This is a genomic window from Stenotrophomonas sp. PUT21, assembly GCF_052232875.1.
GTDB lineage: Bacteria > Pseudomonadota > Gammaproteobacteria > Xanthomonadales > Xanthomonadaceae > Stenotrophomonas > Stenotrophomonas maltophilia_N.
Genome location: NZ_CP197645.1, coordinates 2,896,927 through 2,920,826 on the forward strand (window position 1 = coordinate 2,896,927; position 23,900 = coordinate 2,920,826).

At 66.1% G+C, this 23,900-nt stretch carries 19 protein-coding genes and 1 riboswitch; of the genes, 10 read left to right on the forward strand and 9 right to left on the reverse strand.

Going from position 1 to position 23,900, the window contains the following annotated elements; genetic code table 11:
* Positions 1 to 84: 84 nt before the first annotated feature.
* From ACTT2I_RS13250 to metX, 3 genes are read right to left on the reverse strand one after another with little or no spacing between them, the layout of a single operon-like run.
* Positions 85 to 1,152 (reverse strand): homoserine dehydrogenase, encoded by a 1,068-nt coding sequence (locus ACTT2I_RS13250; protein ID WP_088432950.1) that lies wholly within the window; start codon positions 1,150 to 1,152, stop codon positions 85 to 87.
* Entirely contained in the window at positions 1,149 to 2,393 is a 1,245-nt protein-coding gene (locus ACTT2I_RS13255; protein ID WP_421099164.1) for an O-succinylhomoserine (thiol)-lyase, read from the reverse strand. Before ACTT2I_RS13255 ends, ACTT2I_RS13250 begins: the two co-directional genes overlap by 4 nt.
* The gene (gene metX, locus ACTT2I_RS13260) at positions 2,390 to 3,421 is read right to left on the reverse strand and encodes a homoserine O-succinyltransferase MetX (protein ID WP_421099163.1); all 1,032 of its coding nucleotides are present in this window, start codon (positions 3,419 to 3,421) and stop codon (positions 2,390 to 2,392) included. Before metX ends, ACTT2I_RS13255 begins: the two co-directional genes overlap by 4 nt.
* Before the next feature lie 78 nt (positions 3,422 to 3,499).
* Positions 3,500 to 3,620: riboswitch (SAM riboswitch) on the reverse strand.
* A 150-nt stretch (positions 3,621 to 3,770) separates the two neighbouring features.
* Here metX and ACTT2I_RS13265 point away from each other — a divergent pair.
* From ACTT2I_RS13265 to ACTT2I_RS13280, 4 genes are all read left to right on the forward strand, one after another.
* Positions 3,771 to 4,640, forward strand: a complete 870-nt coding sequence (locus tag ACTT2I_RS13265) for a M23 family metallopeptidase (RefSeq protein WP_421099406.1) — start codon at positions 3,771 to 3,773, stop codon at positions 4,638 to 4,640.
* Positions 4,641 to 4,715: 75 nt separating this feature from the next.
* Positions 4,716 to 6,320 (forward strand): peptide chain release factor 3, encoded by a 1,605-nt coding sequence (locus ACTT2I_RS13270; RefSeq protein WP_421099162.1) that lies wholly within the window; start codon positions 4,716 to 4,718, stop codon positions 6,318 to 6,320.
* Between the two features lie 106 nt (positions 6,321 to 6,426).
* The gene (gene trhA, locus ACTT2I_RS13275; RefSeq protein ID WP_088432947.1) at positions 6,427 to 7,062 is read left to right on the forward strand and encodes a PAQR family membrane homeostasis protein TrhA; all 636 of its coding nucleotides are present in this window, start codon (positions 6,427 to 6,429) and stop codon (positions 7,060 to 7,062) included.
* A gap of 493 nt (positions 7,063 to 7,555) precedes the next feature.
* Positions 7,556 to 9,538, forward strand: a complete 1,983-nt coding sequence (locus ACTT2I_RS13280; RefSeq protein WP_443096690.1) for an AsmA family protein — start codon at positions 7,556 to 7,558, stop codon at positions 9,536 to 9,538.
* 78 nt (positions 9,539 to 9,616) lie between these two features.
* Here the strand turns inward: ACTT2I_RS13280 and ACTT2I_RS13285 are convergent, their stop codons facing one another.
* From ACTT2I_RS13285 to mtgA, 3 genes are read right to left on the reverse strand one after another with little or no spacing between them, the layout of a single operon-like run.
* A complete protein-coding gene (locus tag ACTT2I_RS13285; RefSeq protein WP_088432945.1) occupies positions 9,617 to 10,048 on the reverse strand; it encodes a CBS domain-containing protein in 432 nt (143 codons plus the stop codon).
* The gene (locus tag ACTT2I_RS13290) at positions 10,008 to 11,027 is read right to left on the reverse strand and encodes a glycosyltransferase family 2 protein (RefSeq protein ID WP_421099160.1); all 1,020 of its coding nucleotides are present in this window, start codon (positions 11,025 to 11,027) and stop codon (positions 10,008 to 10,010) included. Before ACTT2I_RS13290 ends, ACTT2I_RS13285 begins: the two co-directional genes overlap by 41 nt.
* A gap of 39 nt (positions 11,028 to 11,066) precedes the next feature.
* A complete protein-coding gene (gene mtgA, locus ACTT2I_RS13295; protein ID WP_088432943.1) occupies positions 11,067 to 11,816 on the reverse strand; it encodes a monofunctional biosynthetic peptidoglycan transglycosylase in 750 nt (249 codons plus the stop codon).
* Positions 11,817 to 11,895: 79 nt separating this feature from the next.
* Between mtgA and hslO the strand changes: the two genes are divergently transcribed.
* From hslO to ACTT2I_RS13310, 3 genes are all read left to right on the forward strand, one after another.
* Complete coding sequence (hslO, locus tag ACTT2I_RS13300; RefSeq protein ID WP_088432942.1) at positions 11,896 to 12,792, forward strand: Hsp33 family molecular chaperone HslO; 897 nt, start codon at positions 11,896 to 11,898, stop codon at positions 12,790 to 12,792.
* A gap of 152 nt (positions 12,793 to 12,944) precedes the next feature.
* Positions 12,945 to 13,769 (forward strand): XOO1806 family protein, encoded by an 825-nt coding sequence (locus ACTT2I_RS13305; protein ID WP_172407498.1) that lies wholly within the window; start codon positions 12,945 to 12,947, stop codon positions 13,767 to 13,769.
* A 575-nt stretch (positions 13,770 to 14,344) separates the two neighbouring features.
* On the forward strand, positions 14,345 to 17,173 hold the full coding sequence (locus tag ACTT2I_RS13310; RefSeq protein ID WP_421099159.1) for a TonB-dependent receptor: 2,829 nt from the start codon (positions 14,345 to 14,347) through the stop codon (positions 17,171 to 17,173).
* 131 nt (positions 17,174 to 17,304) lie between these two features.
* Here ACTT2I_RS13310 and ACTT2I_RS13315 read toward each other — a convergent pair whose 3' ends face one another.
* The gene (locus ACTT2I_RS13315; RefSeq protein ID WP_019185113.1) at positions 17,305 to 17,907 is read right to left on the reverse strand and encodes a TetR/AcrR family transcriptional regulator; all 603 of its coding nucleotides are present in this window, start codon (positions 17,905 to 17,907) and stop codon (positions 17,305 to 17,307) included.
* Positions 17,908 to 18,046: 139 nt separating this feature from the next.
* Between ACTT2I_RS13315 and ACTT2I_RS13320 the strand changes: the two genes are divergently transcribed.
* The 3 genes from ACTT2I_RS13320 to ACTT2I_RS13330 all read left to right on the forward strand — a co-directional run bounded on the left by ACTT2I_RS13320 (position 18,047) and on the right by ACTT2I_RS13330 (position 21,982).
* The gene (locus tag ACTT2I_RS13320; protein ID WP_088432939.1) at positions 18,047 to 18,967 is read left to right on the forward strand and encodes an alpha/beta fold hydrolase; all 921 of its coding nucleotides are present in this window, start codon (positions 18,047 to 18,049) and stop codon (positions 18,965 to 18,967) included.
* Positions 18,964 to 21,441 carry an acyl-CoA dehydrogenase gene (locus ACTT2I_RS13325; RefSeq protein WP_088432938.1) on the forward strand — a complete coding sequence of 826 codons (2,478 nt, stop codon included), beginning with the start codon at positions 18,964 to 18,966 and terminating at the stop codon, positions 21,439 to 21,441. The genes ACTT2I_RS13320 and ACTT2I_RS13325 overlap by 4 nt, the downstream gene beginning before the upstream one ends.
* Positions 21,442 to 21,511: 70 nt before the next feature.
* Positions 21,512 to 21,982 carry a hotdog fold domain-containing protein gene (locus tag ACTT2I_RS13330; RefSeq protein ID WP_421099158.1) on the forward strand — a complete coding sequence of 157 codons (471 nt, stop codon included), beginning with the start codon at positions 21,512 to 21,514 and terminating at the stop codon, positions 21,980 to 21,982.
* Positions 21,983 to 22,069: 87 nt separating this feature from the next.
* Here ACTT2I_RS13330 and ACTT2I_RS13335 read toward each other — a convergent pair whose 3' ends face one another.
* Positions 22,070 to 22,426 carry a DUF1304 domain-containing protein gene (locus tag ACTT2I_RS13335; protein WP_088432936.1) on the reverse strand — a complete coding sequence of 119 codons (357 nt, stop codon included), beginning with the start codon at positions 22,424 to 22,426 and terminating at the stop codon, positions 22,070 to 22,072.
* Between the two features lie 31 nt (positions 22,427 to 22,457).
* Positions 22,458 to 23,795 (reverse strand): NTP/NDP exchange transporter, encoded by a 1,338-nt coding sequence (locus ACTT2I_RS13340; RefSeq protein WP_088432935.1) that lies wholly within the window; start codon positions 23,793 to 23,795, stop codon positions 22,458 to 22,460.
* Positions 23,796 to 23,900 lie beyond the last annotated feature (105 nt).

Genomic DNA, 23,900 nt, shown 5'->3' on the forward strand with positions numbered 1-23,900 from the left:
CCTGCGTGGGCGCGGCCGACCTCGGCAACCTCCGAGGCAGCCAACCCACATCTGGCGCTGCCGCCTGGCTGGGCTGGTGCGCGATCAGCGCCGCACGATCGCCAGCACGTCATCCAGCAATGCCGCGGCGGTGACTTCGGCCCCGGCGCCCGGCCCCTGGATCAGCAGCGGCTGGGCGTGATACCGATCACTGTGGATCGCCACCCGGTTGTCGGTCTGCGCGCCGCCCGCCAGCGGATGGTCGCGCGGCAGCACACGCAGCCCGACCGACGCGCCGTCGTGATCGAAGCCACCGACGAAGCGCAGGCATCCACCCTGCTCGTTGGCCTGCTGCCAGTAGTGCTGCAGCGGCGCATCCAACAGCGACAGGCGGGCCACCGCATCCGCCGCCGGGAGCGCGGCGAGCGCATCCGGTACCAGCGAGGCGACCTGTACCTGCTCGGCGCGCAGTGCGATGCCGCTGGCGCGCGCCAGGATCAGCAGCTTGCGACGGACATCTTCACCGGAGAGATCCACGCGCGGGTCCGGCTCGGTGTAACCGGCGTCGGCGGCCTCACGCACATACGCGGAGAACGGGCGTTGGCCATCGTAGTGATGGAACAGCCACGCCAGCGAACCGGACAGCACGCCTTCCACGCGGTGGATGCGGTCGCCACCGGCAACCAGCGCGCGCAGGCTGCTCAGCAACGGCAGGCCAGCACCGACCGTCGCACTGTCGCCATAGCGCGCGTCGCCCTGCTGGCCGCTGTCGGCGATGGCCTGGGCACGGGCCAGCTGGGCCCCCTGGCCAAGCTTGTTGGCGGTCACCACGTGCACGCCACGCGCCAGCCACTGTTCATGCCAGTTGGCGACCTCGTCACTGGCGGTCGCATCGACCACCACATCCCCGCGCTGCAGGCCTTCGGCTTCCGCCCAGGGCTGCAGTGTCACCGCGCCGCGCGCAGCCAGGTTGGCCTGGGCAAGTTCATGCGCGGGGGCCTGTTCGCAGGTGCGCGCCGTGCGTGAATTGGCCAGCCAGGAAAACGCCGGCAGCGTGACGCCACGGTGCTGCAACGAGGCATACCGTTCCACGAACGCGGTGCCCACCGTGCCGGTGCCGAGCAGCGCCAGTTTCCGCTTGGCCGCCACGGGCAGGTTCAGCACGGCGCTCATGCATCCACCTGTTTGCGCCGCTGCACGTCGTGGTGCTGATCGATGACGACCTGGGCGCGTTCCAGCCCGGCCTGGAGATCGGCCACCAGGTCTTCGGGCGACTCGATGCCGACCGACAAGCGCAGCAGTCCTTCGCTGATCCCGGCATGCGCACGCGCTTCCGGGGTCATCGCCGCATGGGTCATGGTCGCCGGGTGCGCGATCAGGCTCTCCACGCCACCGAGCGATTCGGCCAGGGTGAAGCAGCGCAGGTCATCCACGAAAGCGCGCACCGCCGCATGCGGATCCTCGCCCGGGCACGCGGCCAGTTCGAAGGAGAGCATCGCGCCGAAGCCGCTCTGCTGGCGGGCGGCGATGGCGTGGCCGGGATGATCGGCCAGGCCCGGGTAGTACACGCTGGCGACCGCATCGCTGGCGGCAAGCAGCTCGACCACGGCCGCCGTGTTTTCCTGGTGCGCGCGCAGGCGTGCACCGAGCGTGCGCAGGCCACGCAGGGTCAGGAACGCATCGAACGGCGAGCCGGTCAAGCCCAGCGCGTTGGCCCACCACACCAGTTGCTCATGCACCGCAGGATCGCGTGCGATCACCGCCCCGCCGACCACGTCACTGTGGCCGTTGATGTATTTGGTGGTGGAGTGCAGCACCAGATCGGCGCCAAAGCTGATCGGCTGCTGCAGCGCCGGCGACAGGAAGGTGTTGTCGACGACGACCTTGGCACCGGCCTTGTGCGCGGCGTCGATGACGAAGCGCAGGTCGGTGATGCGCAGCAGCGGATTGGACGGGGTTTCGATCAGCACCAGCGTAGGCGACTGTGCCAGCGCGTCGGCCAACGAGCGCGGGTCGGTCAGGTCGGCGGTGATCAGGCCGAAGTGCCCCTTCCTGGCCAGCGCATTGAACAGGCGCCAGCTGCCGCCGTACGCATCGTGCGGCACCACCAGCGTATCGCCAGGCTGCAACAGCGCGTTGAGCACCAGGTTGATCGCGCCCATGCCGGTGGAGGTGATCACGCCGCCGGCGCCGCCTTCCAGCTCGGCCAGCGCTTCACCCAGCAGATCACGGGTGGGGTTGCCGCTGCGCGTGTAGTCGTACTGGCGCTTGTTGCCGAAGCCATCGAAGCTGAAGTTCGAAGACAGCACGATCGGCGGGGTCACCGCGCCATGGGCGGTGTCACGGTCGATGCCGGCACGCACGGCGGCAGTGACGCGGCTACAGGACGGCTCGGTACCAGCGGAACGGCTCATGCGGTTTCTCCGGGGGATCGAAAAGCGGTGGCGAGGATCGCGTCGATGCGATCGGTTTCTTTCAGGAAGGCGTCATGGCCATACGGGGAGCGCAGCACGCGCAGGCTGCCGCGCGGACCCAGCCCTTCCACCAGACCGACACAGTCGGCCAGCGGGACCAGGCGGTCGCCTTCCACGGCGACCACGACGGTCGGGACCTGGATGGCGGCGGGGTCGACCCGGTGCAGGTCGATCGATTCGGACAGGCGCAGGTAGGCATCCACCGGCGTGCGGGCGACGTACTGCGCGCCGGCGGCATCCAAATAGTCTTCGGCAGCAACGCGCACGCGGCCATTGACCACTTCCGGCGCGGCATCGAAGCGCTCACCGAACTCTTCCGGCGTGCGGTAGCTGAGCATGGCGAACTGGCGCGCCAACGACAGCCCGTGGCTTTCGGCGCACTGCAGTTGGCCCAGCGCGACCGCACGGCGCTGCAACGCGCGCCAGGCCGCGGCATACGGGTGCGGGCGGTGCGCGCCGCTGACCGCGATCAGCTTCTGCACGCGCTGGCGGTGGCGGATCGCGAACTGCTGGCCGACCAACGCACCATAGGAGTAACCGACGAAGCACTGCAGACGCGCGATGCCGAGATGGTCGAGCAGCAGCGCCAGCGCATCGGCCTGGTCAGCGGTATCGATCGGCAGGTCGAGCGCCCCATCGGCACCAATGAAATCGAACGCCAGAATGCGCAGCGACGCCGGATCCAGCGCGCGGCCGGCGGTGACCAGGCCTTCGGCCCAGCCCTTCTCAGGGAATTCGGCATTGGCCGCAACGTGGCGGTGCGCGGAGATGCCACCGGCCAGCACCACCACCGGCGCATCGGCGCGGCCCACGATTTCGTAGCGCAGACGCACCGGCCGCGGTCCACCGTGACGCATCGACAGCACCGCCGCGATATCGCCGCGCACGGCGTTCAGCCCGGCGTCGACGGGGACGCTGAGCGAGGCGAAAGTTTCGGTGGCGACAGGGGCGGCGGTAGCGAAGCTCATGACGGTATCCAAAGGAGGAAAACGGCCATCGAGCTTTCGCGGAGCTCGCGTTCGAAGCGCACGCACGGTGCACGGTTCGAACCATCTTTCGGAAGACACCAACGGTCTCCGCAGGATTTGGCACCTACGCAGGTCGCTTTCGCGTCTGCGGGCTGCCCCGGCTTCAAAGGGCCTGTCCCTCTGCCGGTCTCGATGGTGGAGCCACGATGCCAGCGCCCCGGGCGCATGTCAATCCCTTCATCGGCATGAAGCGATATATATTCCAGATGATCATCAGTCGCGCATACTCCGGAGTCCTCCCTGCCCGGCCGACGCCTTGCGCTGCCTACGTTTCACTGCGCTGACGCTGATGATGATCCCGGCGCTGAACGCCTGGGCCGGGCCGGGTGCGAACTGGCGGAACGGCTGGCGCCTCGACGGTCCCGCTGCCCCCATCCCAGCGCAGCGCGCCGAGGGCGCACAGGCGCCGACCCTGGCAGTGCTGACCCTGGAAGGGGCCGGCGACCGTTGGCAGGCCCGGGTGGACAATCGTCTGGCAGGGCCGGTCCAGATCGAGCTGCGACCTGCCCCAGGCGCGGCCGCACTGCCGGGACTGCCCGTTCAGGCCGTGGTCGCCGCAAGCGCCCGCATCGTGGTGCCCGGCCTGCAGCCGCCGGCCGGCAGCACCGCGATCGGCCTGGCCCTGACCGCCGTTCCGGGCGCCCCCGGCGCGCGCCCACAGGATGTGCCCTACCAACTGCCGTTCGATGCCGCGCGCATCCAGGTCAGCCAGGCACCGCGGGGGCGCTTCAGTCACACCGATGCGGAAAACCGCGACGCCATCGACTTCGCGCTGCCCGAGGGCACCCCTGTGCTGGCCGCGCGGGCGGGAACCGTCATGCAGGTCCAGGCCGGCTTTCAGGGCAATGGGCAGGACCGTGAGCACGATCTGGGTCGGGCCAACCTGGTGCGGGTGCTGCACGAGGACGGCAGCATGGCCGTGTACGCCCACCTGAAGCACAACGGCGCGCTGGTCCGCCAGGGCCAGCAGGTCCAGGCCGGGCAGCGCATCGGCCTCTCGGGCAACACCGGCTTCAGCGCCGCGCCGCACCTGCACTTCGCGGTCCAGGTCAATGCGGGGATGCGGCTGCGCTCGATTCCCGCCCGGATTGTCAGCCCGCAGGGCGAGCTGCACTTCGCCCGCACCGCCGATGAGACCGGGGCGTCTGCCCTGCCCTGACCCCGGCCACGCCCGCCCCCGCTATACTGGGCGGCTCATCTCCATGAAAAGCGCCCCGGGCGGGCGCGTCACGCCATGTCCGAAGTCGCTACCGAAGCTGCGCGCCGCCGCACCTTCGCCATCATTTCCCATCCTGACGCCGGCAAGACCACGCTGACCGAAAAGCTGCTGCTGTTCGGCGGTGCGATCCAGATGGCCGGTTCGGTCAAGGGCCGCAAGGCCGCGCGCCATGCGACCTCCGACTGGATGGCGCTGGAAAAGGAGCGCGGCATCTCGGTGACGTCCTCGGTGATGCAGTTCCCTTACGAAGGCAAGATCGTCAACCTGCTCGACACCCCCGGCCACGCCGACTTCGGCGAGGACACCTACCGCGTGCTCACCGCGGTGGACTCGGCGCTGATGGTGATCGACGTGGCCAAGGGCGTGGAAGAGCGCACCATCAAGCTGATGGAAGTCTGCCGGCTGCGCGACACGCCGATCATGACCTTCATCAACAAGCTCGACCGCGAGGGCAAGGAGCCGATCGATCTGCTGGATGAAGTGGAAAGCGTGCTGGGCATCCAGTGCGCGCCGGTCACCTGGCCGATCGGCATGGGCCAGCGCCTGAAGGGCGTGGTGCATCTGATCAGCGGCGAAGTGCACCTGTACGAGCAGGGCCGCAATTTCACCCGCCAGGATTCGACCATCTTCCCGTCCATCGATTCGCCCGGCCTGGCCGAGAAGATCGGTGAGCGCATGCTGGCCGACCTGCGCGACGAGCTGGAGCTGGTGCAGGGCGCCAGCCATCCGTTCGACGTGGAGGCCTACCTGGCCGGCAAGCAGACGCCGGTGTTCTTCGGCTCTGGCGTGAACAACTTCGGCGTGCAGCCGCTGCTGGACTTCTTCGTCGAGCATGCGCCGTCGCCGCAGCCGCGCGCCACCACCGGCCGCGTCATCGCGCCGGAAGAGAACAAACTGACCGGCTTCGTGTTCAAGATCCAGGCGAACATGGACCCGCAGCATCGCGACCGCGTGGCGTTCATGCGGGTGTGCTCGGGCCGTTTCGTGGCCGGCATGAAGACCTTCCATGTACGCACCGGCAAGGAAATGAAGCTGGCCAACGCGCTGACCTTCATGGCCAGCGACCGCGAGATCGCCGCCGAGGCGTGGCCGGGCGATGTGATCGGCATCCACAACCACGGCACGATCTCCATCGGCGACACCTTCACCGAAGGCGAAGCGGTCAGCTTCACCGGCATTCCGAACTTTGCGCCGGAACTGTTCCGCCGCGCACGCCTGCGCGATCCGCTCAAGCTCAAGCAGTTGCAGAAGGGCCTGGCGCAGTTGTCCGAAGAGGGCGCGACGCAGTTCTTCCGCCCGCTGATGAGCAATGATCTGATCCTGGGTGCGGTGGGCGTGCTGCAGTTCGATGTGGCCGCGTATCGCCTGAAGGATGAGTATGGCGTGGAAGCCACCTTCGAGCCGGTCAGCGTGACCACGGCGCGCTGGGTCACCTGCAGCAACGAGAAGAAGCTGGAAGAGTTCCGCGAGAAGAACGCGGGCAACCTGAGCATCGATGCCGCCGGGCAGCTGGTGTACCTGGCCCCGACCCGGGTCAATCTGCAGCTGGCGCAGGAACGCGCGCCCGACGTGCGCTTCGCGGCGACGCGCGAAGCGGCGCACAGCGTCTCGGCCGGCTGACCGCTCGGCCGATCTGTCGGCTGAACAGGCGCGCGTGCATGCGCGCGCCATCGCGGCGATGATAGCGGGGAGCGGGCTCCCCCTTCCCGCACCTCCGATCATCGCCATGACCTCTGTCGTTTCCGTTCGAGAAGAAATCGCCAGCGCCCTGACCCACGGGCTTGGCGCCGTCGCTGCATTGGCCGGTAGTGCAGTGCTCATCACCCTGGCGGCCATCTATGGCGACGGCTGGCAGCTGGCCAGTGCGATCGTGTTCGGGGTGGCGCTGCTGCTGTTGTACACGGCCTCCACGCTGTATCACGCGATCCAGCATCCGGTCGCCAAGGGCCGGTTGAAGGTGTTCGATCACTGTGCGATCTATCTGTTGATCGCCGGTACGTACACGCCGTTCACGCTGATCGGTCTGCGGGGGGGGCCGTGGGGCTGGGGCATGTTCACCGCGATCTGGGCGCTGGCGCTGTTCGGGGTGGTGTTCAAGCTGTTCTACACCGGCCGTTTCAAGCTGTTGTCGACGATCATCTATATCGCGATGGGCTGGATGGTGATGGTGGCGATCAAGCCGATGTGGCATTCGCTGGATGCCTGGACGCTGGGCTGGCTGTTGGCCGGCGGGGTGTTCTATACGTTGGGGACCGTGTTCTATCACCGGGAGTCGGTGCCGTATTCGCATGCGATCTGGCATCTGTTCGTGATCGGCGGGAGTGTGTGTCACTTCGTTGCGGTGACGGCGCAGATTCTTTAAGCGCTGTTTGCTTGCCGGTAAGGGGATTGGCGACGGCGACGGCAATGGCAAGAGCAACGGCAACGGCAACGGCAACGGCAACGGCGAGAGCGACAGCGAGAGCGGCTCGGGCTTCAGGAATGCGCCAGACTGCGTCGGTACCGGCGGGCTGTCGGGACACGCCGTGAATCCCGCTCCGCGGTCCGGCCCAGCCGCCGGCGGCTGGGCGTTCAGTCGCATGCGGGGCAGTGCCTCGCAAGCAATGCGCCTTCACCCCTGGAGGCTCATGTCACGCCATCCACGGCGCTCATGGTCCAGCCACCCCACCCGCACCGCCCTGCTCACGGTTGGCCGGTGCGCATGGAAAGGTCAACGGCATTGGCCGTCTGATCCAGCAGTGCCCGAGCCATGCCACGCTGGGGGGTGGAGCAGGCAATCCTTCCTCCAGCCACCCTGACAGTACCCTTACCAATGCTTCGCGCTGCCTGCACGATGCAAGGGCAACCATGGGGATGTGAATACTGTCCCCTCCCCTGCTCCGTCCAATGCTTCTTCCCGTTCCCGCTGGCGCTGGCGTCGTCCCGGCAAACGGGGGCAGCGGTGGTTGGCGATCCTGGTGTTTCTGTTTGCGGCACTGTTGATCCTGATCGCGTTGTGGGATTGGAACTGGTTCAAAGGACCGGTGGAACGGGCGGTGCAGGCCAAGACGGGGCGGGAGTTCCATATCAATGGGGATCTGGATGTCGATCTGGGCCGGGTGACGACCGTGCGGGGCGATGGGCTGACGTTCGCGAATGCGACGTGGGCCAAGCAGCCGCAGATGGCGACGGCGGACCGGGCAGAGATCGATCTTCGGGTGTGGCCGCTGCTGCGCGGGCAGGTGCGGATTCCGGAGATCCGGTTGACGCGGCCGGATCTTCTGCTGGAGACGGCGCCGCAGAAGAATCAGCCGGGCAACTGGGATTTCCTGGGCCCGAGTGACGGTGACCCGCCGGTGCTGCAACGGCTGCTGATCGAGGATGGGCGCCTGCAGTTCCAGGACACGGCCGGCAAGACGGATGTGCTGGTGTCGCTCAACAGCGGCAAGCCGCGTGACAAGGATAGTGGGCCGCCGCTGCTGGTGAAGGGCAAGGGGCGCTGGCAGGGCAATCCGTTCTCGTTGGATGGCAACACCGAGTCGCCGCTGGAACTGACCAATACCGGGCATCCGTTCCGCATCCATCTGGATGGGCGCGCCGGCAACACGCATGCGATCGCCAGTGGCACGCTGACCAATCCGTTCCAGCTGCGCGTGTTCGACCTGGAATTGATGCTAAGCGGCCAGGATATGGAGGATCTGTTCCCGCTGATCGGCGTGGCGATGCCTTCCACGCCGCCGTACAAGCTCACGGGCCGGTTGAAGCGCAACAACGCCGTCTGGCGCTATGAGCATTTCACCGGCACGGCCGGTGACAGCGATCTGGGCGGCACCGCGCAGATCGACGTCAGTGGAGAGCGGCCGTTCCTGACCGCCGATCTGGTCTCCAAGCGCCTGGACTTCGACGATCTGGCCGGCTTCATCGGGGCGCCGCCGAAGACCGGTGCCGGCGAATCGGCCAATGCCGAGCAGAAGGCGAAAGCGGCCGCCCTGGCGGCCAGTACCAAGGTGCTGCCGGATACGCCGTACAACCTGTCCAAGCTGCGTGCGATGGATGCCGATGTGCGCTGGAAGGCGCAGCGGATCAATTCGCCGACACTGCCGCTGGATGACATGGATGCCCACCTCAAGCTAAACGATGGGCTGCTGCGCCTGGAACCGCTCAACTTCGGTGTGGCTGGCGGCGATATCCGCAGCACGATCCGGATGGATGCGCGCAAGCAGGCCATTTCCACGCAGTTGCAGGCCACCATCCGCAAGGTGCAGCTGGGCAAGCTGTTCCCGGATGCGAAGCTGGCCGAGCAGGCCTCCGGCGGCATCAGTGGCGATGTCAAACTGACCGGCCAGGGCAATTCCATCGCCGCCATGCTGGGCAGTTCCGACGGCACGGTGGCGATCGGGATCGGCCGCGGCCATGTCGGTAACCTGATCATGGAACTGGCCGGGCTGGATGTGGCCGAATCGCTGAAATTCCTGTTCACCGGCGACAAGCAGATTCCGTTGCGCTGCGCATGGGGCGACTTCGGGGTCGACAACGGCGTGATGCAGTCGCGCTCGCTGGCCTTCGATACCACCGATACGCTCATCCTCGGCGAAGGCAAGGTGGACCTGAAACAGGAGCAGCTGGACCTGCTGCTGCGCCCGCGCCCGAAGGACATGAGCATCCTGGCGCTGCGATCGCCGCTGCGCATCGGCGGTACGTTCAAGGATCCCTCGTTCCGGCCGGACTTCAAGGCGCTGGGCATCCGCGGGGCGATTGCGCTGGCACTGGGCAGCATCGCACCGCCTGCCGCCCTGCTGGCAACGATCGAAACCGGCCCGGGCGAAGACAGCAACTGCGGTGGCCGCTATGCCAAATAAGCGCAGGGCCTCGTCAGCGCGACGCCTCGCGCGCCGGGCCGACGCAGCGTCGGCGCGCCCGCCGGGACCCAGCCCTGCTCAGCCGGCGACGATGTACTGCTGCAGCTGATCCAGTTTCTGCGCCTGTTCGTCGATCACCGACTTGACCAGGTCACCGATGGAAATGACGCCGAGGACCCCGTTCGCATCGACCACCGGGAGATGGCGGATGCGGTAATCGGTGACCAGCTGCAGGCAGTGCTCCACCTGCTCGCCAGGCGCGACGGTCACCACCTTCGGGGTCATGATCTCGCGGACTTCGGTCGTTCGCGAGGAGCGCTCGTGCAGCACGATCTTCCGCGCGTAATCGCGCTCGGAAAGGATGCCGACCAGTTGCCGGCCTTCCATCACCAACACCGCGCCGATGCCTTTTTCGGCCATCAACCGGATCGCATCGATCACCGCCGAGGACGGGGTGACGGCGAATACCTCAGGGGACTTGCCTTCCAACAGCTGTCGTACCGTGGTCATCTCGCTGCTCTCCACCGATGGGATGCACGGCCGAGTCTGCCACGAACGGGGCCTGCCAGGTGTCAATCAGGTACAGCGGGCGCTGTTTGGATTCCTCGTACAGCCGCCCCAGGTATTCACCGATCAGCCCCAGCGCGATCAGCTGTATGCCGCCCAGGAACAGGATCACGGCCATCATCGTCGGCCAGCCGGCGACGCGGTCACCGTACAGCGCCGCCTTGAGCACCACCACCAGCGCGAACAGGAACGCGAAGCTCGCTGCGGCCAGGCCCAGGTAGGTGGTCACCCGCAACGGTGCGGTCGAGAATCCGGTGATGCCTTCGAGGGCGAAATTCCATAGCCGCCAGAAGCCGAATTTGCTCTCGCCGATCAGCCGCGCATGGCGGTGGTAAGGCAGCGCCTTGCGGCGGAAGCCCACCCAGCCGAACAGCCCCTTCATGAACCGGTGGCGCTCACGCAGCTGGCCCAGCGCCTGCAGCGCGCGGGGCGACAGCAACCGGAAATCGCCGGTATCGGCCGGGATCGGGGTCTTGGACAGGCGTCCGATCACCCGGTAGAACGCCTTGGCGGTGGAGCGCTTGAGCCAGCTTTCCCCATCGCGCACCAGGCGCGTGCCGTACACGTTGTCATAGCCCTGCTGCCACAACGCGACGAACTCGGGAATCAGCTCCGGCGGATCCTGGCCATCGGCATCCAGGATCATCACCGCGCCTTCGTCGACGACATCGAGTCCAGCCGTAAGCGCGGCTTCCTTGCCGAAATTCCGCGACAGGCGCAGCACGCCGACGCAGGGATCGGCCTCGGCCAATCCCTGCATGACGGCCCAGGTGGTGTCGGTACTGCCGTCGTCCACATACACGACGCGGCCATCGATGCCCTCCAGCGTATCGAGCACCGCCCGCAACCGCGGGTGCAGCATCGGGAGCGCGAGCGCTTCATTGTGGGCGGCAACGACGACCGTCAGGCGTGGGCTGTTCATGCGGCGATTGTAGCGTCAGCCAATCACGTACATGAACGCTCACTCGTCGCTGAGGTACGCCCCACCACCGAGCTGCCGCGCCTGCCGCTGGATCCACGCCGCGCGGCGCTGCACATACGGGCCAGGCTTGGCGGCACTGTAACGGCGGGGCGATGGCAGCACCGCAGCAAGCCGCGCGCTTTCAGCCGGGGTCAGGCGTGAGGCGTCCTTGTTCCAATACTGCCGCGACGCCGCCTGCGCGCCATAGATGCCGTCGCCGAACTCGGCGATGTTGGCGTACATCTCCAGGATCCGCGACTTCGGCCACAGCGCTTCGATCAGGACCGTGTACCAGACCTCCAGCCCCTTCCGGATCCAGCTGCGGCCCTGCCACAGGAACAGGTTCTTGGCGACCTGCTGGCTGATCGTGCTGGCCCCGCGCAGGCGGCCCCCGCGCGCATTGTGATCCCGGGCCTTCTCGATCGCCTGCAGGTCGAAGCCGTTGTGTTCCGGGAAGCGCTGGTCCTCGGCGGCCACCAGCGAAATGGGCAGGCTCGGCGCCATCTGGTCCAGGTCGCGCCACTGGTAATGCAGCCGATAGCTCCAGTCGCCCTCCCCCAGTGCCTCGCCGTAGCGCCACAGCATCACGCTGGAGACGGGCGGGTCGATGAAACGCAGGACCAGCACCTGCAGCACACTGAACCCGACAAACAGCACCGGCAGCCACAACAGGCGCTTCCAGTGCCAGCGGCGTGGACGGGATGGCTCCAGATCCGGTTCGACCTTGAGGTTGCTGCGCTCTGCCCCCATTACTGGTGCATCCTTTACTTGCACGGTTGTCGGCGCATTATCCGGCAACCGGCACTCCTTTCGCGCAGCCACCGAACCGATGACCGCCCAATCCGACTCCCTTGTCCGTTTCCTGCTTCCCGATGCCGGCGTCCGCGGCGTGCACGTGCACCTCGATGACACCTGGCGGGAAATCCTGTCGCATGCGGTCTATCCGCCCGGTGCCGCCGAGCTGCTCGGCGAGGCCAGCGTGGCGTCGGCGCTGTTCACCGGCCACACCAAGGTTGATGGCCGCCTGTCGATCCAGCTGCGCAGCAACACCGCCATGCGCACCCTGTTCGCCGAATGCACGGCGGCCGGCACGCTGCGCGGCATCGTCCAGTTGGCCGACGGTGGTGGCGATGCGCCGCGCGATCTGACCGCGCTGGGCGAGGATGCCTTGCTGGCGATCACCATCGAGAACCCGGGTCTGGACCCGCGCGAGCCGCAGCGCTACCAGAGCCTGGTCGGCCTGACCGCGGCCGGCCTGGACGAAGCCTTCGAGGATTACTTCCGCCAGTCCGAGCAGTTGCCGACCCGTCTGCTGCTGGCGGCCGATGGCACCCGCGCCGCCGGCCTGCTGCTGCAGAAACTGCCGGGCGATGAAGGCGACCAGGACGGCTGGTCGAGAGCCAGCGCGCTGTTTGAAACCCTGGGCAAGCAGGAACTGCTCGAGGTGGCCGGCCACGACCTGCTGCACCGCCTGTTCCATGAAGAGACGCCGGCGCTGCTCGGCGACAAGAGCCTGCGCTTTGCCTGCTCCTGCTCGCGTGAGCGGGTGGAGGGCATGCTGCAGTCGATCGGCGAGGAAGAGGCCCGCGCTGCGGCCGAGCCCACCGGGGCGGTCGAAGTGCGTTGCGAATTCTGCGGGCAGGAGTATCACTTTCCGTTGACGGAATTCGACATACTGTTTCGCGAGAGGGAGGTTTCCTCGCCGGCACCTGAACGGCTTCAGTAATCTTGGCAAGCGTTTTGTTCTGGGGAGAACCAAGACTTGTTAAGAAATCATAAACGCCCTAGGATCAATGTCCCGCTTCGGCGGGAACTTGTGTTCACCGCGCTTGTCTGAGAGTTCCCATGCATTCCCTTCTGCGTCTACCGCTGGCCCTGATGATCGCCCTAGGCGCGATCTCGGGCGTGCATGCGCAGGCCAAGGGCAAGCAGGACGGCACGGTGCTTCCGGTCTGGAACAAAGGCAGCGGCAAGGTCGAAGCACTGCTGTACCTGGAACCCACTGGCGAGCAGGCCGCAGGCGCCCGCTGGCATTTCGGGCGCAGTTCCCTGGACGCGGCCTTCGGGCTGTCCTCCGGCGATTCGCTGGGCCTGCTGTGCAACAGCAGCCGCGGGACCAGCATCAGCGGTTTGGCCAGCCATTGCATGCTGGCCACCCTGGGCGATGAAGAGGACAACACGCTCAGCCGCCGGGTCAGTGGCACTGCCGCGTTCAATCGCCCCGGCGGTCGCGTCGGCATCACCGCCGGCAGTGGCCGCGACACCCTGCCCGCCTGGCTGGCTGGGCCCAACAAATCGCCTTCGCTGCGTGCCGAACAGAACGATCTGACCGTCTTCGGGCAGAAGAACATCGGCCGCGAAGGTTTCGTCTCGATCGGTGGCACCTACGCCAAAGCGCGCCTGGTCCCCATCGCGGACGCCTCGCCGGCGATCGTCGACCGCTGGGACAGCAAGAGCCTCACCATCGGTGCCGGCTATGGCAACTTCAGCGGCAACATCATCGGCCGCGTGGTGGATGTCCCCGGCCAGCCCGGCAAGTGGGAAGGTCTGGGCGTCGGTTTGACCTGGCGCACGCCCTGGAGCGGCCAGCTCACCGTCGGGGCCGAGAATGTCGTCACCCGCGGCAAGAACCCGTTTGCTCCGCGCAACGAGAGTACTGACGAAGGCACTGTGCCCTACGTGCGGTACGAGCAGGACCTGTAAGCCACCGCGGTGGTTGGCCCCGCTGGGCGACCGCAACGCATCCGTGAAACACCCTCCCTTTGCCCCCTGCCGCCCCCACCTTGCGGCGGCATCGCCGCGGCTGTCGCATCGACCCGCGTAACCGGACGAGCTGCGCGGCGGACACCGCTGGAGCGGCCGGCATTTCACCCATTACCTACGTCCTTGCAGCGCGGCCTAGCACAAGGCGTGCCGAAGTGGTCACTGATGGGACAATCGAAAGCTCTCCCGTATCGACGCGGGTGACGCTTGCGGCCTGAACCTCGCCTCCTATTCAGGTGCAAATGATACGAATCGACATAAAAATTGTGCCAAAAGTCATGACATCTTGAGCACCGCCAGAGACCCCGGCGGCCAAATTTCACCCGAAAACCCTTGGGAGAGAAGGACTTTGCCGAATTTCACCTGAATCACATGAAGTATTAACGGGTCTTTAATTTCTCCGAATACGTGGTTACTATCGAGTCAGCTTCGCGGATTGGAGACGCCTTTCGTTTCCGCGCTGAAGCCCATCCCAGAACCCGTAGCACCCAAGTCCATTTGGAGAGAGAGAGCCAATGAATTGCAGGACAAACAAGCTGCGCGACGCCATTGCGTTTGCGCTGGTGGTGACCGCTGGTAGCACCGGTGCAGCCTATGCACAGGAAACCCAGACCCTCGACAAGATCGAAGTCACCGGCTCGCGCATCAAGCGCGCCGACGTGGAGTCGTCGCAGCCGGTCTTCACGATGAGCCGCGAGCAGATCCAGGCCCAGGGCCAGACCTCCATCGGCGACATCATCCAGAACATCGCCACCAGCGGTTCGACCCTCAACAGCACCTACAACAACGGCGGCAACGGCGAAACCCGCGTGAACCTGCGCAACCTGGGTTCCAGCCGTACCCTGGTGCTGGTCAACGGTCGTCGTTGGGTCGGCGGTACCGGCCTGGGCGGCGCGGTCGATCTGAACACCATCCCGTCCGCAGCCGTCGAGCGCATCGAAGTCCTGAAGGACGGCGCCTCGACCATCTACGGTTCGGACGCCATCGCCGGCGTCGTCAACATCATCCTGCGCAAGAACTTCGACGGTGCAGAAGCCAACGCCTACTACGGCCAGTACGACAAGGGCGACGGTTCGCGCGAGTCCTACGACTTCACCATCGGTTCGGCCGGTGAGAAGTGGCACGCCACCCTGGGCGTGGGCTACGTGAAGGAAGAACCCGTGTGGGCGGGTGACCGTGCCATCTCGGCGGTGCCGGTCTTCGGCTCCGTGCCGTACACCGGCAACAGCTCCACCACCCCGGAAGGCCGTTTCGGCTACTTCCAGCAGGTCGGCACCAACCCGGACGGCTCCCCGCGCTTCGGCGCTGCGCGTCCGAATGGCAGCGAGGGCTACTTCATCACCGGCAACGGTGGCAGCACCTGGCGCAACTACGGCCAGGCCGACAGCTTCAACCACGCGCCGGGCAACCTGCTGGTCACCCCGCAGGAACGCACCTCGATCTTCGCCGACGCCGGCCTGAGCATCACCGACAACGTCCGCTTCAAGACCACGGTGACCTACAACGAGCGTGAATCCGAGCAGATCCTGGCCGCCATGCCGATCGTGCTGGGCCGCGCCGCGCCGGGCACCAACGGTTCCAACATCGTCATCAGCGCCGACAACATCTACAACAACACCGGCCGCGATATCGACTACATCCAGTACCGTGCGAACGAGACTGGCGGTCGTATCTACAAGCAGAACGTCAAGACCTACGCGTTCAACGGTGCCTTCGAAGGCGACTTCGAAGTGAACAGCCGCTTCTGGAACTGGGAAGCCGGCATGTTCTACGGCAAGAACGACCAGACCGACGTCACCACCGGCTTCTTCAACATCTCCGCACTGCGCAACGCCTTGGGCCCGTCGTTCGTCGACGCCACCGGCGCTGCACGTTGCGGCACCGCAGCCAGCGTGATCGACGGCTGCGTGCCGATGAACATGCTGAGCGGCGCCGGTTCGCTGACCCAGGACATGATCGACTATGCCGGTTTCACCGCGCATGACGTCTATGGCTACGAGCAGAAGACCTATTACGGCAGCATCGGCGGCGAGCTGTTCGACCTGCCGGGCGGCGCGTTCGCCTTCTCGCTGGGTGCCGAGCACCGTGAAGAGTCCGGCTTTGATGGCCCGGATGCCCTGATCAACTCCGGCGACACCACCGGCAACGCCCGTACCGCGACCGACGGCAGCTACAAGCTGGACGAAGCGTACCTGGAACTGGCGATCCCGCTGCTGTCCGGCGTGACCGGTGCGCAGCTGCTGGACTTCAGCGTGGCAACCCGCTTCTCTGACTACAGCAACTTCGGCAACACCGTGAACAGCAAGTTCGGTTTCCGCTGGAAGCCGATCAACGACCTGATGATCCGTGGTAACTGGTCCGAAGGCTTCCGCGCTCCGACCATTGCCGAGCTGTACCAGGGCGTGAGCGACACCTTCGAAGACGTGGCCGATCCCTGCGCCGGCGTCCAGACGGGCAATGCCAACACCCCGCCCGCCAGCTGCGCCGGCGTGCCTGCTTACAACCAGTCCAACTCGCAGATCCGTACCACCACCGGTGGCAACCCGGATCTGGGTCCGGAAACCTCGACCTCCAAGACCCTGGGCTTCGTCTACAGCCCGAGCTTCGCACCGGGCCTGGACGTCTCGGTGGACTGGTGGAACATCAAGATCGAAGGTGCCATCTACGCGCAGACCGCCCAGCAGACGCTGGATGCCTGCTACGACCAGGGCGTGGCTTCGCAGTGCGCCCTGATCGAACGTGACAGCACCGGCCAGATCTCCAACCTGCTGGCCGTGCCGAGCAACGTCGGCACGATGGAAGTGGAAGGCTGGGACGTGACCCTGGGTTACCGTATGCCGGATACCGCGTACGGCAGCTTCAGCTTCGTCCTGGATACCGCCTACACCTCCAAGTACACCATCGAAGATCCGGTGACCGAAGGCTACAACCGCGTCGGCAACTACCTGAGCCGCGATAACTACTGGCGTGTGCGCTCCAACCTGCTGGTTGCCTGGCAGCTGGGCGATTTCGGTGCGACCGCATCGGCACGTTACTACTCGAGCCAGAATGAAGACTGCACCGGCACCTCCTTCGGTGGCGCCAACTTCAACCTGCTGTGCTCGGATCGTGACCACGTCGGCATTGGTGGCCAGCCGGATCCGCAGCGCAAGATCGCAAGCGTCACCTACACCGACCTGAGCGCCTACTGGCAGTCGCCGTGGAACGCCCGGATCACCGTGGGTGTCAACAACGCCTTCGATCGCGATCCGCCGCTGGCGTACACCACCTTCGCCAACTCGTTCGACCCGCAGTACGAAATCCCGGGCCGCTTCTTCTACATGCGCTACAACCAGAAGTTCTGATCGTAGCCACGTAGTGGTCTGAGAAAGAACCACGGCCCTTCGGGGCCGTGGTTTTTTGTTGCCTGCCCGTCCCGCACGGAAACAAAAAGGCCGCGTTTCCGCGGCCTTCTGCATACCTGTGACCGCACCTGTCAGCCGAGCGGAATCAGCGTCTCGATCACATGCTCCACATACGCCTCGAAATCCTCGCGGGCCTGCTTGGGCTGCTGCAACTGCAGCGACAGCTGCAGGAAGCCGACATAGGCCGCGTAGGCCAGGCGCGCACGGTGCTGCGCATCGGTGCGGCTCAGGCCGGCCTGGCGGAACGACGCCACCAGGTACTCCAGCCGGCGGTGCGAGACACGGTCGATGACCGGGCGCACCATCGGATGATCCAGCGCCTTGAGCAGTTCGCTGTAGATGATGTGCGGCTGCACTTCATGGGCGACCACCTGGAACAGCTGGCGCAGGCGCACGCGCGGATCGGTCACATCGGCCAGGCTGCCGAACACCTGTTCCTGCTCGAACAGTTCCCAGCGTTCCAGCGCGGCCTGCAGCAACGCATCGCGCGAGGGGAAGTGCCAGTAGAAGCTGCCCTTGGTGACACCGAGACGACGCGCCAGCGGTTCCACCGCGACCGCACCCACGCCTTGTTCGGCAATCAGATCCAATGCGGCCTGGGCCCAGTCTTCGGCACTGAGGCGGCTGTTGCGGCCGGCACGTGGCTCGCCGGCGGAAGCTTCGGGTTCATTCATAGGTGGATTTAACCATACGCCGGGGTTGGTTGCAGTATGTGAATCAGGTGAAGCGCGCTTCGCGCCTGCTGGCACAAGGGATACGACCACCATACTCCGAAGTATTGACATCGCACAGGGCAGGTCCATACTAACGAGTATGGTCACTCCTCCTTCTACCCTGCCCCGTTTTGACGATGAGCGACTGACCGGCGCGCATGACGCCGTGCTCGCCGCCACCCGCTCACAGCCGGGGCGCCGTGGCACCGTGCTGTTCGCCCACGGCTTCGGCCAGACCCGGCACGCCTGGAATGCCACCGCCGGCGCGCTGGTCGAGGCCGGTTACCAGACCCTGGCCTACGACGCACGCGGCCATGGCGATTCGGACTGGAATCCGGCCGGACACCCCTATCACGGCGAGCAGTTCGCTGATGATCTGATCGTGCTCGCCGGCGAACAGCCACAGCCGCCGATCCTGATCGCCGCCTCGATGGGGGGCCTGTTCGGGCTGCTCGCCGAGTCGCGCTGGCCGGGCCTGTTCTCGGCGATGGTGCTGGTGGACATCACCCCGCGCTGGGATACCGCCGGGGTCGAAAAGATCCTGATGTTCATGACCGCACACCCGGACGGTTTCGCGTCGCTGTCGCAGGCGGCGGATGTGATCTCCGCCTACGTGCCGCACCGCCCGCGCAAGTCGGAGGAGTCGCTGCGCGCGTTGCTGCGCGAGGACGGTCACGGGCGTTGGCGCTGGCACTGGGACCCGCGCCTGGTAGCCGAACTGGCGCGTGACAGCGAACAACACCAGGACGCGCTTGCCGACGCGGCGCGCCAGGTGAAATGCCCCCTGCTGCTGGTCAGCGGTGGGCGCAGCACCCTGGTCACCCCGCAGACGGTGGCCGAGTTCCTGGCGCTGGTGCCTCATGCACGTCACGTGCAGTTGCCGGAGGCCACGCATATGGTCGCCGGTGATGACAACAACGCCTTTACCGCTACTGTGTTGGACTATCTGGACGTGTTGCCCTCGGCCTCCGCCGTCGCATCGTCCGCCATTACCGAGCACGTCACCGGAGCACGCTCATGAGCATTGTCGTTCCCTTCCTCGTCGTCCTGTTGGCAGGTGCGTTCGTCGCCTACCACCGGATGCGCCTGATCACCTGGACGATCATCAGCGTGGTGCTGCTGGCCGCCTGCTGGTTCATCCCCTACGTCAACCAGACCGCCACCATCGTCGCCGCGGCCATCGTCGCTGTGATCGCCGTGCCGCTGCTGCTGCCCTTCATCCGCAAGCCGCTGCTGACCGCGCCGATGATGAAGGTGTTCCGCAAGGTGCTGCCGCCGCTGTCGCAGACCGAGCGCATCGCGCTGGAAACCGGCTCGGTCGGTTTCGAAGGCGAGCTGTTCACCGGTGATCCGGACTGGAACATCCTGCTGAATTACCCCAAGCCCCAGCTCACCGCCGAGGAACAGGCCTTCCTGGATGGCCCGGTCGAAGAGCTGTGCAAAATGGTCAATGACTGGGAAATCACCCACGTCTACGCCGATCTGCCGCCGGAGCTGTGGAGCTTCATCAAGAAGAACAAGTTCTTCGGCATGATCATTCCGAAGGAATACGGCGGCCTGGGCTTCAGCGCGCTGGCCCACCACAAGGTGATCCAGAAGCTGGCCTCGGTGTCGAGCGTGGTCAGCTCCACCGTCGGCGTGCCCAACTCGCTGGGCCCGGGTGAACTGCTCAACCATTACGGCACCCAGGAACAGAAGGACCAGTACCTGCCGCGCCTGGCCGACGGCCGTGAAGTGCCGTGCTTCGGCCTGACCGGCCCGTTCGCCGGTTCGGATGCCACCTCGATCCCCGATTACGGCATCGTCTGCAAGGGCGAGTGGAACGGCGAGCAGGTGCTCGGCGTCAAGCTCACCTTCGACAAGCGCTACATCACCCTGGCCCCGGTGGCCACGCTGATCGGCCTGGCCTTCCGCATGTACGACCCGGATGGCCTGATCGGCACCACCCGCGACATCGGCATCACCCTGGCGCTGCTGCCGCGTGACACCGCCGGCGTGGAAATCGGCCGCCGCCACTTCCCGCTCAACTCGACCTTCCAGAACGGCCCGATCCGCGGCAAGGATGTCTTCATCCCGCTGACCCAGCTGATCGGCGGCGCCGAGAAGGCCGGCAAGGGCTGGAACATGCTCAACGAGTGTCTGGCCGTGGGCCGCTCGATCACCCTGCCCTCCACCGCCAGTGGCGGTGCCAAGGCCGGTGCCGTGGTGACCGGTGCCTACGCACGCATCCGAAAGCAGTTCGGCCTGTCGGTTGGCCGCTTCGAGGGCGTGGAAGAAGCGCTGGCCCGCATCGGCGGCAAGGCGTACGCGATCAGCGCGCTGTGCCAGGCCACGGCCGCTGCGGTGGACCGCGGCGACGTGCCGTCGGTGCCGTCGGCCATTGCCAAGTACCACTGCACCACCATGAGCCGTGAAGTGATCTCGGATGTGATGGACGTGATCGGCGGCAAGGGCATCATCCTGGGGCCGCGCAACTTCGCCGGCCGCAGCTGGCAGGCCGCGCCGATCGCGATCACGGTCGAGGGTGCCAACATCATGACCCGCAGCCTGCTGATCTTCGGCCAGGGTGCGATCCTGTGCCATCCGTGGGTGCTGAAGGAAATGAAGGCCGCGCAGGATCCGGACACCCGCACCGGCCTGCAGGACTTCGACCGCAGCCTGTTCGGCCACATCCGCTACGGCATCTCCAACGCCGTGCGTTCGTTCTGGTTCGGCCTCACCGGCGCCCGCTTCGGTGCGGCCCCGGGCGATGCCTACACCCGCCGTTACTTCCGCAAGCTGGACCGCTACTCGGCCAACCTGGCGCTGATGGCCGACATCTCGATGATGACCCTCGGCGGCAAGCTGAAGTTCAAGGAATCGCTGTCCGGCCGCCTGGGCGACGTGCTGAGTCACATCTACATGACCAGCGCCATGCTCAAGCGTTACCACGACGAAGGCGCACCGGCGGCCGACCAGCCGCTGCTGGCCTGGGCCTTCCATGACAGCGTGCACAAGATCGAGGAATCGTTGTCGGCGGCGCTGCGCAATTTCCCGGTACGTCCGATCGGCTGGCTGATGTGGGCGCTGATCTTCCCGTTCGGCCGCCGTGCCGAAGCGCCTGGCGACCGCCTGGGTCACCGCGTGGCCGCGCTGCTGATGGCGCCCAACGAAGCCCGCGACCGTCTGGCCAGTGGTGTGTTCCTGACCCCGTGCGAGAACAACCCGGGTGGCCGCATCAACAGCTACCTGTCCAAGGCGATCATGGCCGAGCCGGTGGAGCGCAAGTTCATCAAGGCGCTCAAGACCAAGGGTATCGAAGCGCTGGACTTCGTCACCCAGCTGGACGAAGCCGTGGCCGAAGGCGTGATCACCCAGGACGAGCGCACCCTGCTCGAAGAGCTGCGCACGCTCACCCTGGAAACGATCACCGTGGACGACTTCGATCCGGAAGAGCTGCGCTCGGCGGGCTACTACAAGCGTGCCCAGCAGGACGCGCAGTCCGAAGCCGCCTGATCCCGATCCTGGCACCATGTAAACGACAACGGCGGACTTCGGTCCGCCGTTTCTTTAGGGAGACCCACCGATGTCCGCTCCACTGCTCACTCTGTATCGCCGCCTGCAGCGCTGGCCTGCCGGCACCTGGCTGTTCTCGCGCGCGGTGTGCTTCAAGGCGCCCTATTTCGCCAGCATCGCCCCGCACATCACCCTGCTCGAGCCTGGCCGCTGCGAAGGGCGCATCGCGCACCGGCGCAAGGTCACCAACCATATCGGCACGGTGCACGCGATCGCGCTGTGCAACCTGGCCGAACTCACCGCCGGGCTGATGGTGGATGCCTCGCTGCCCAAGGGCATGCGCTGGATCCCGAAGGGCATGGAGGTGGAGTACCTGGCCAAGGCGACCGGCACGCAGCATGCCGTGGCCACGCCGGAGCAGCCGATCGTGGCGGCCGAGACCGGCTATGCGCTGCCGGTGAAGGTGCAGGTGTGCGATGACGGCGGCACGGCGGTGTTTCAGGTCCGGATCGCGATGTGGGTATCGCCCCTCAAACGTTGATCGTTGGCGCGCAGCCACCCCTGGGGTGGCTCTGCATCCGATCTGTCTGGCGCAGGATCGCGCTACGCCATGCGTGGCTGCCGCCTGTCAGGCCGGCACCATCCACCATGCCGCCACGGCCAGGAGGGCCGGCACGGCCTGGATGAAGAAGATCCGTTTGTTGACGCTGTACGCCCCATAGCAACCGGCTACGATCACGCAGCCCAGCATGAAGTTCACCAGCATGGGCAGGTGATCGAACAGGCCCCAGAACAGACCGGCGGCGAGGAAGCCGTTGTACAGCCCCTGGTTGGCCGCCAGCACGCGCGTGGTCTCGGCCTTTTCCGGCGTATTGCGGAACGTTTTCAGGCCCAGCGGCCGGGTCCACAGGAACATCTCCAGGACCAGGAAGTACACGTGCAGCAGGGCGACCAGCAGGGTCAACGACAGCGCGATCCAATACATGGGCAGGCTTCCAGAACGTAATGCGGGCAGCTTACTCCGGGCGCTCGCCCGGCAGCTTCTTTTCTTCCTGCAGCAGGCCGAGGGCTGCGATGGTCATCGCCCCGGCCACGACCAGCCCACCGATGAAGACGATGTTCGAACCGAACAGGGACAGCCCCTTGTGCACCCAGGCGAAGGTCAGGTCCGCACCACGGTAGACCACGGTGTCGATCGCCGCGCCGGCCTTGTAGCGCCACTGGCGGTCCACACGGGTGTAGATGGTCTCGCGCGCCGGCTTGGCCAGTGAGAATTCGCTGGCGCGGGTCATCACCTGCACCATCGCCACCATCAGCGGCAGCGGCGAGGCAGCCAGCACCGAGAAGCCGATGATGATCGCCACACCCGGAATCAACAGCGCCGGGGCGATGCCGTACCGCGACAGCAACCAGCGGGTGAAGCCGAGCTGCACGATCAGGGTCAGGGTGTTCACCGCCAGGTCCACGCGCGAGAAGAACGCCGTGCTGGCCGCGGCGTCGGGGTACAGCCGTCGCACGATCGAGGCCTGCTCGTTGTAGAGCATCGTGCCTACGCCCACGCCGAACAGCACCATCAGGGCCAGCCACCGCAGCATCGGCTCACGCACGATCAGCTTCAGGCCATCGAACACGCTGCCGCCCATCGGCGTCTCGCCAGAGACCAGCTGCCGCTCCTGCTCGCGTGCCACCGCCCACAGGCGCAACCGCCAGATGCAGCCCAGGCAGATCAGCAGGAAACCGGCCGAGACCAGCATCAGGTTGGCGATGCCGACCCGCTGCACCAGCGTCGAGGTGATGATCGGGCCCAGGAAGGCGCCGATGGTGCCAGCCGCGCCGAGGTAGCCGTAATACGCGCGCGCCTCCACGTTGGAGAACACGTCGGCCATGAAGCTCCAGAACACCGCCACCGCGAACAGGTTGAAGACGGTGATCCAGAAGAAGAACGCCATGCCCCGCCCCGGCAGGCCGGCCTGGAACATCACATAGAAGCCGAGCAGGGTGACGATGAAAAAGCCGTACACCGCCGGCAGGAACACCCGGCGCGGGAAGCGGCTCACCAGCGCGCCGTACAGCGGCTGCAGCACCAGCATGATGAAGAACACGCAGGTGAACAGGAACTGCAGCACGAAGTCCTGCAGGGCGATCCCGTGGCCGGCGAACCACTCGATCAGCGGCAACGGGAACACCGTCTGCAGATCGGACGAGGCGGCCATCGCTTCGCGCACCGGGCGCAGCACGTAGTAGCCGCTGAGCAGGCAGAAGAAGTAGATCGAGGCCCACACCAGCGGGGGCGAACGCCGCCAGGCGCTCAGGACGCCACTGGCGGCCGTGCCGGTTCCGGCTGCCGCGGTCATTGCCCGCTTTCCGCAGCCAAGGGGCGTTGCAACGGCAGCATGTGGGGAACTCCGGGCGTCGAAGCGCGCAAGGTAAACGATGCACCGCAACATCGCCAGCCTCCG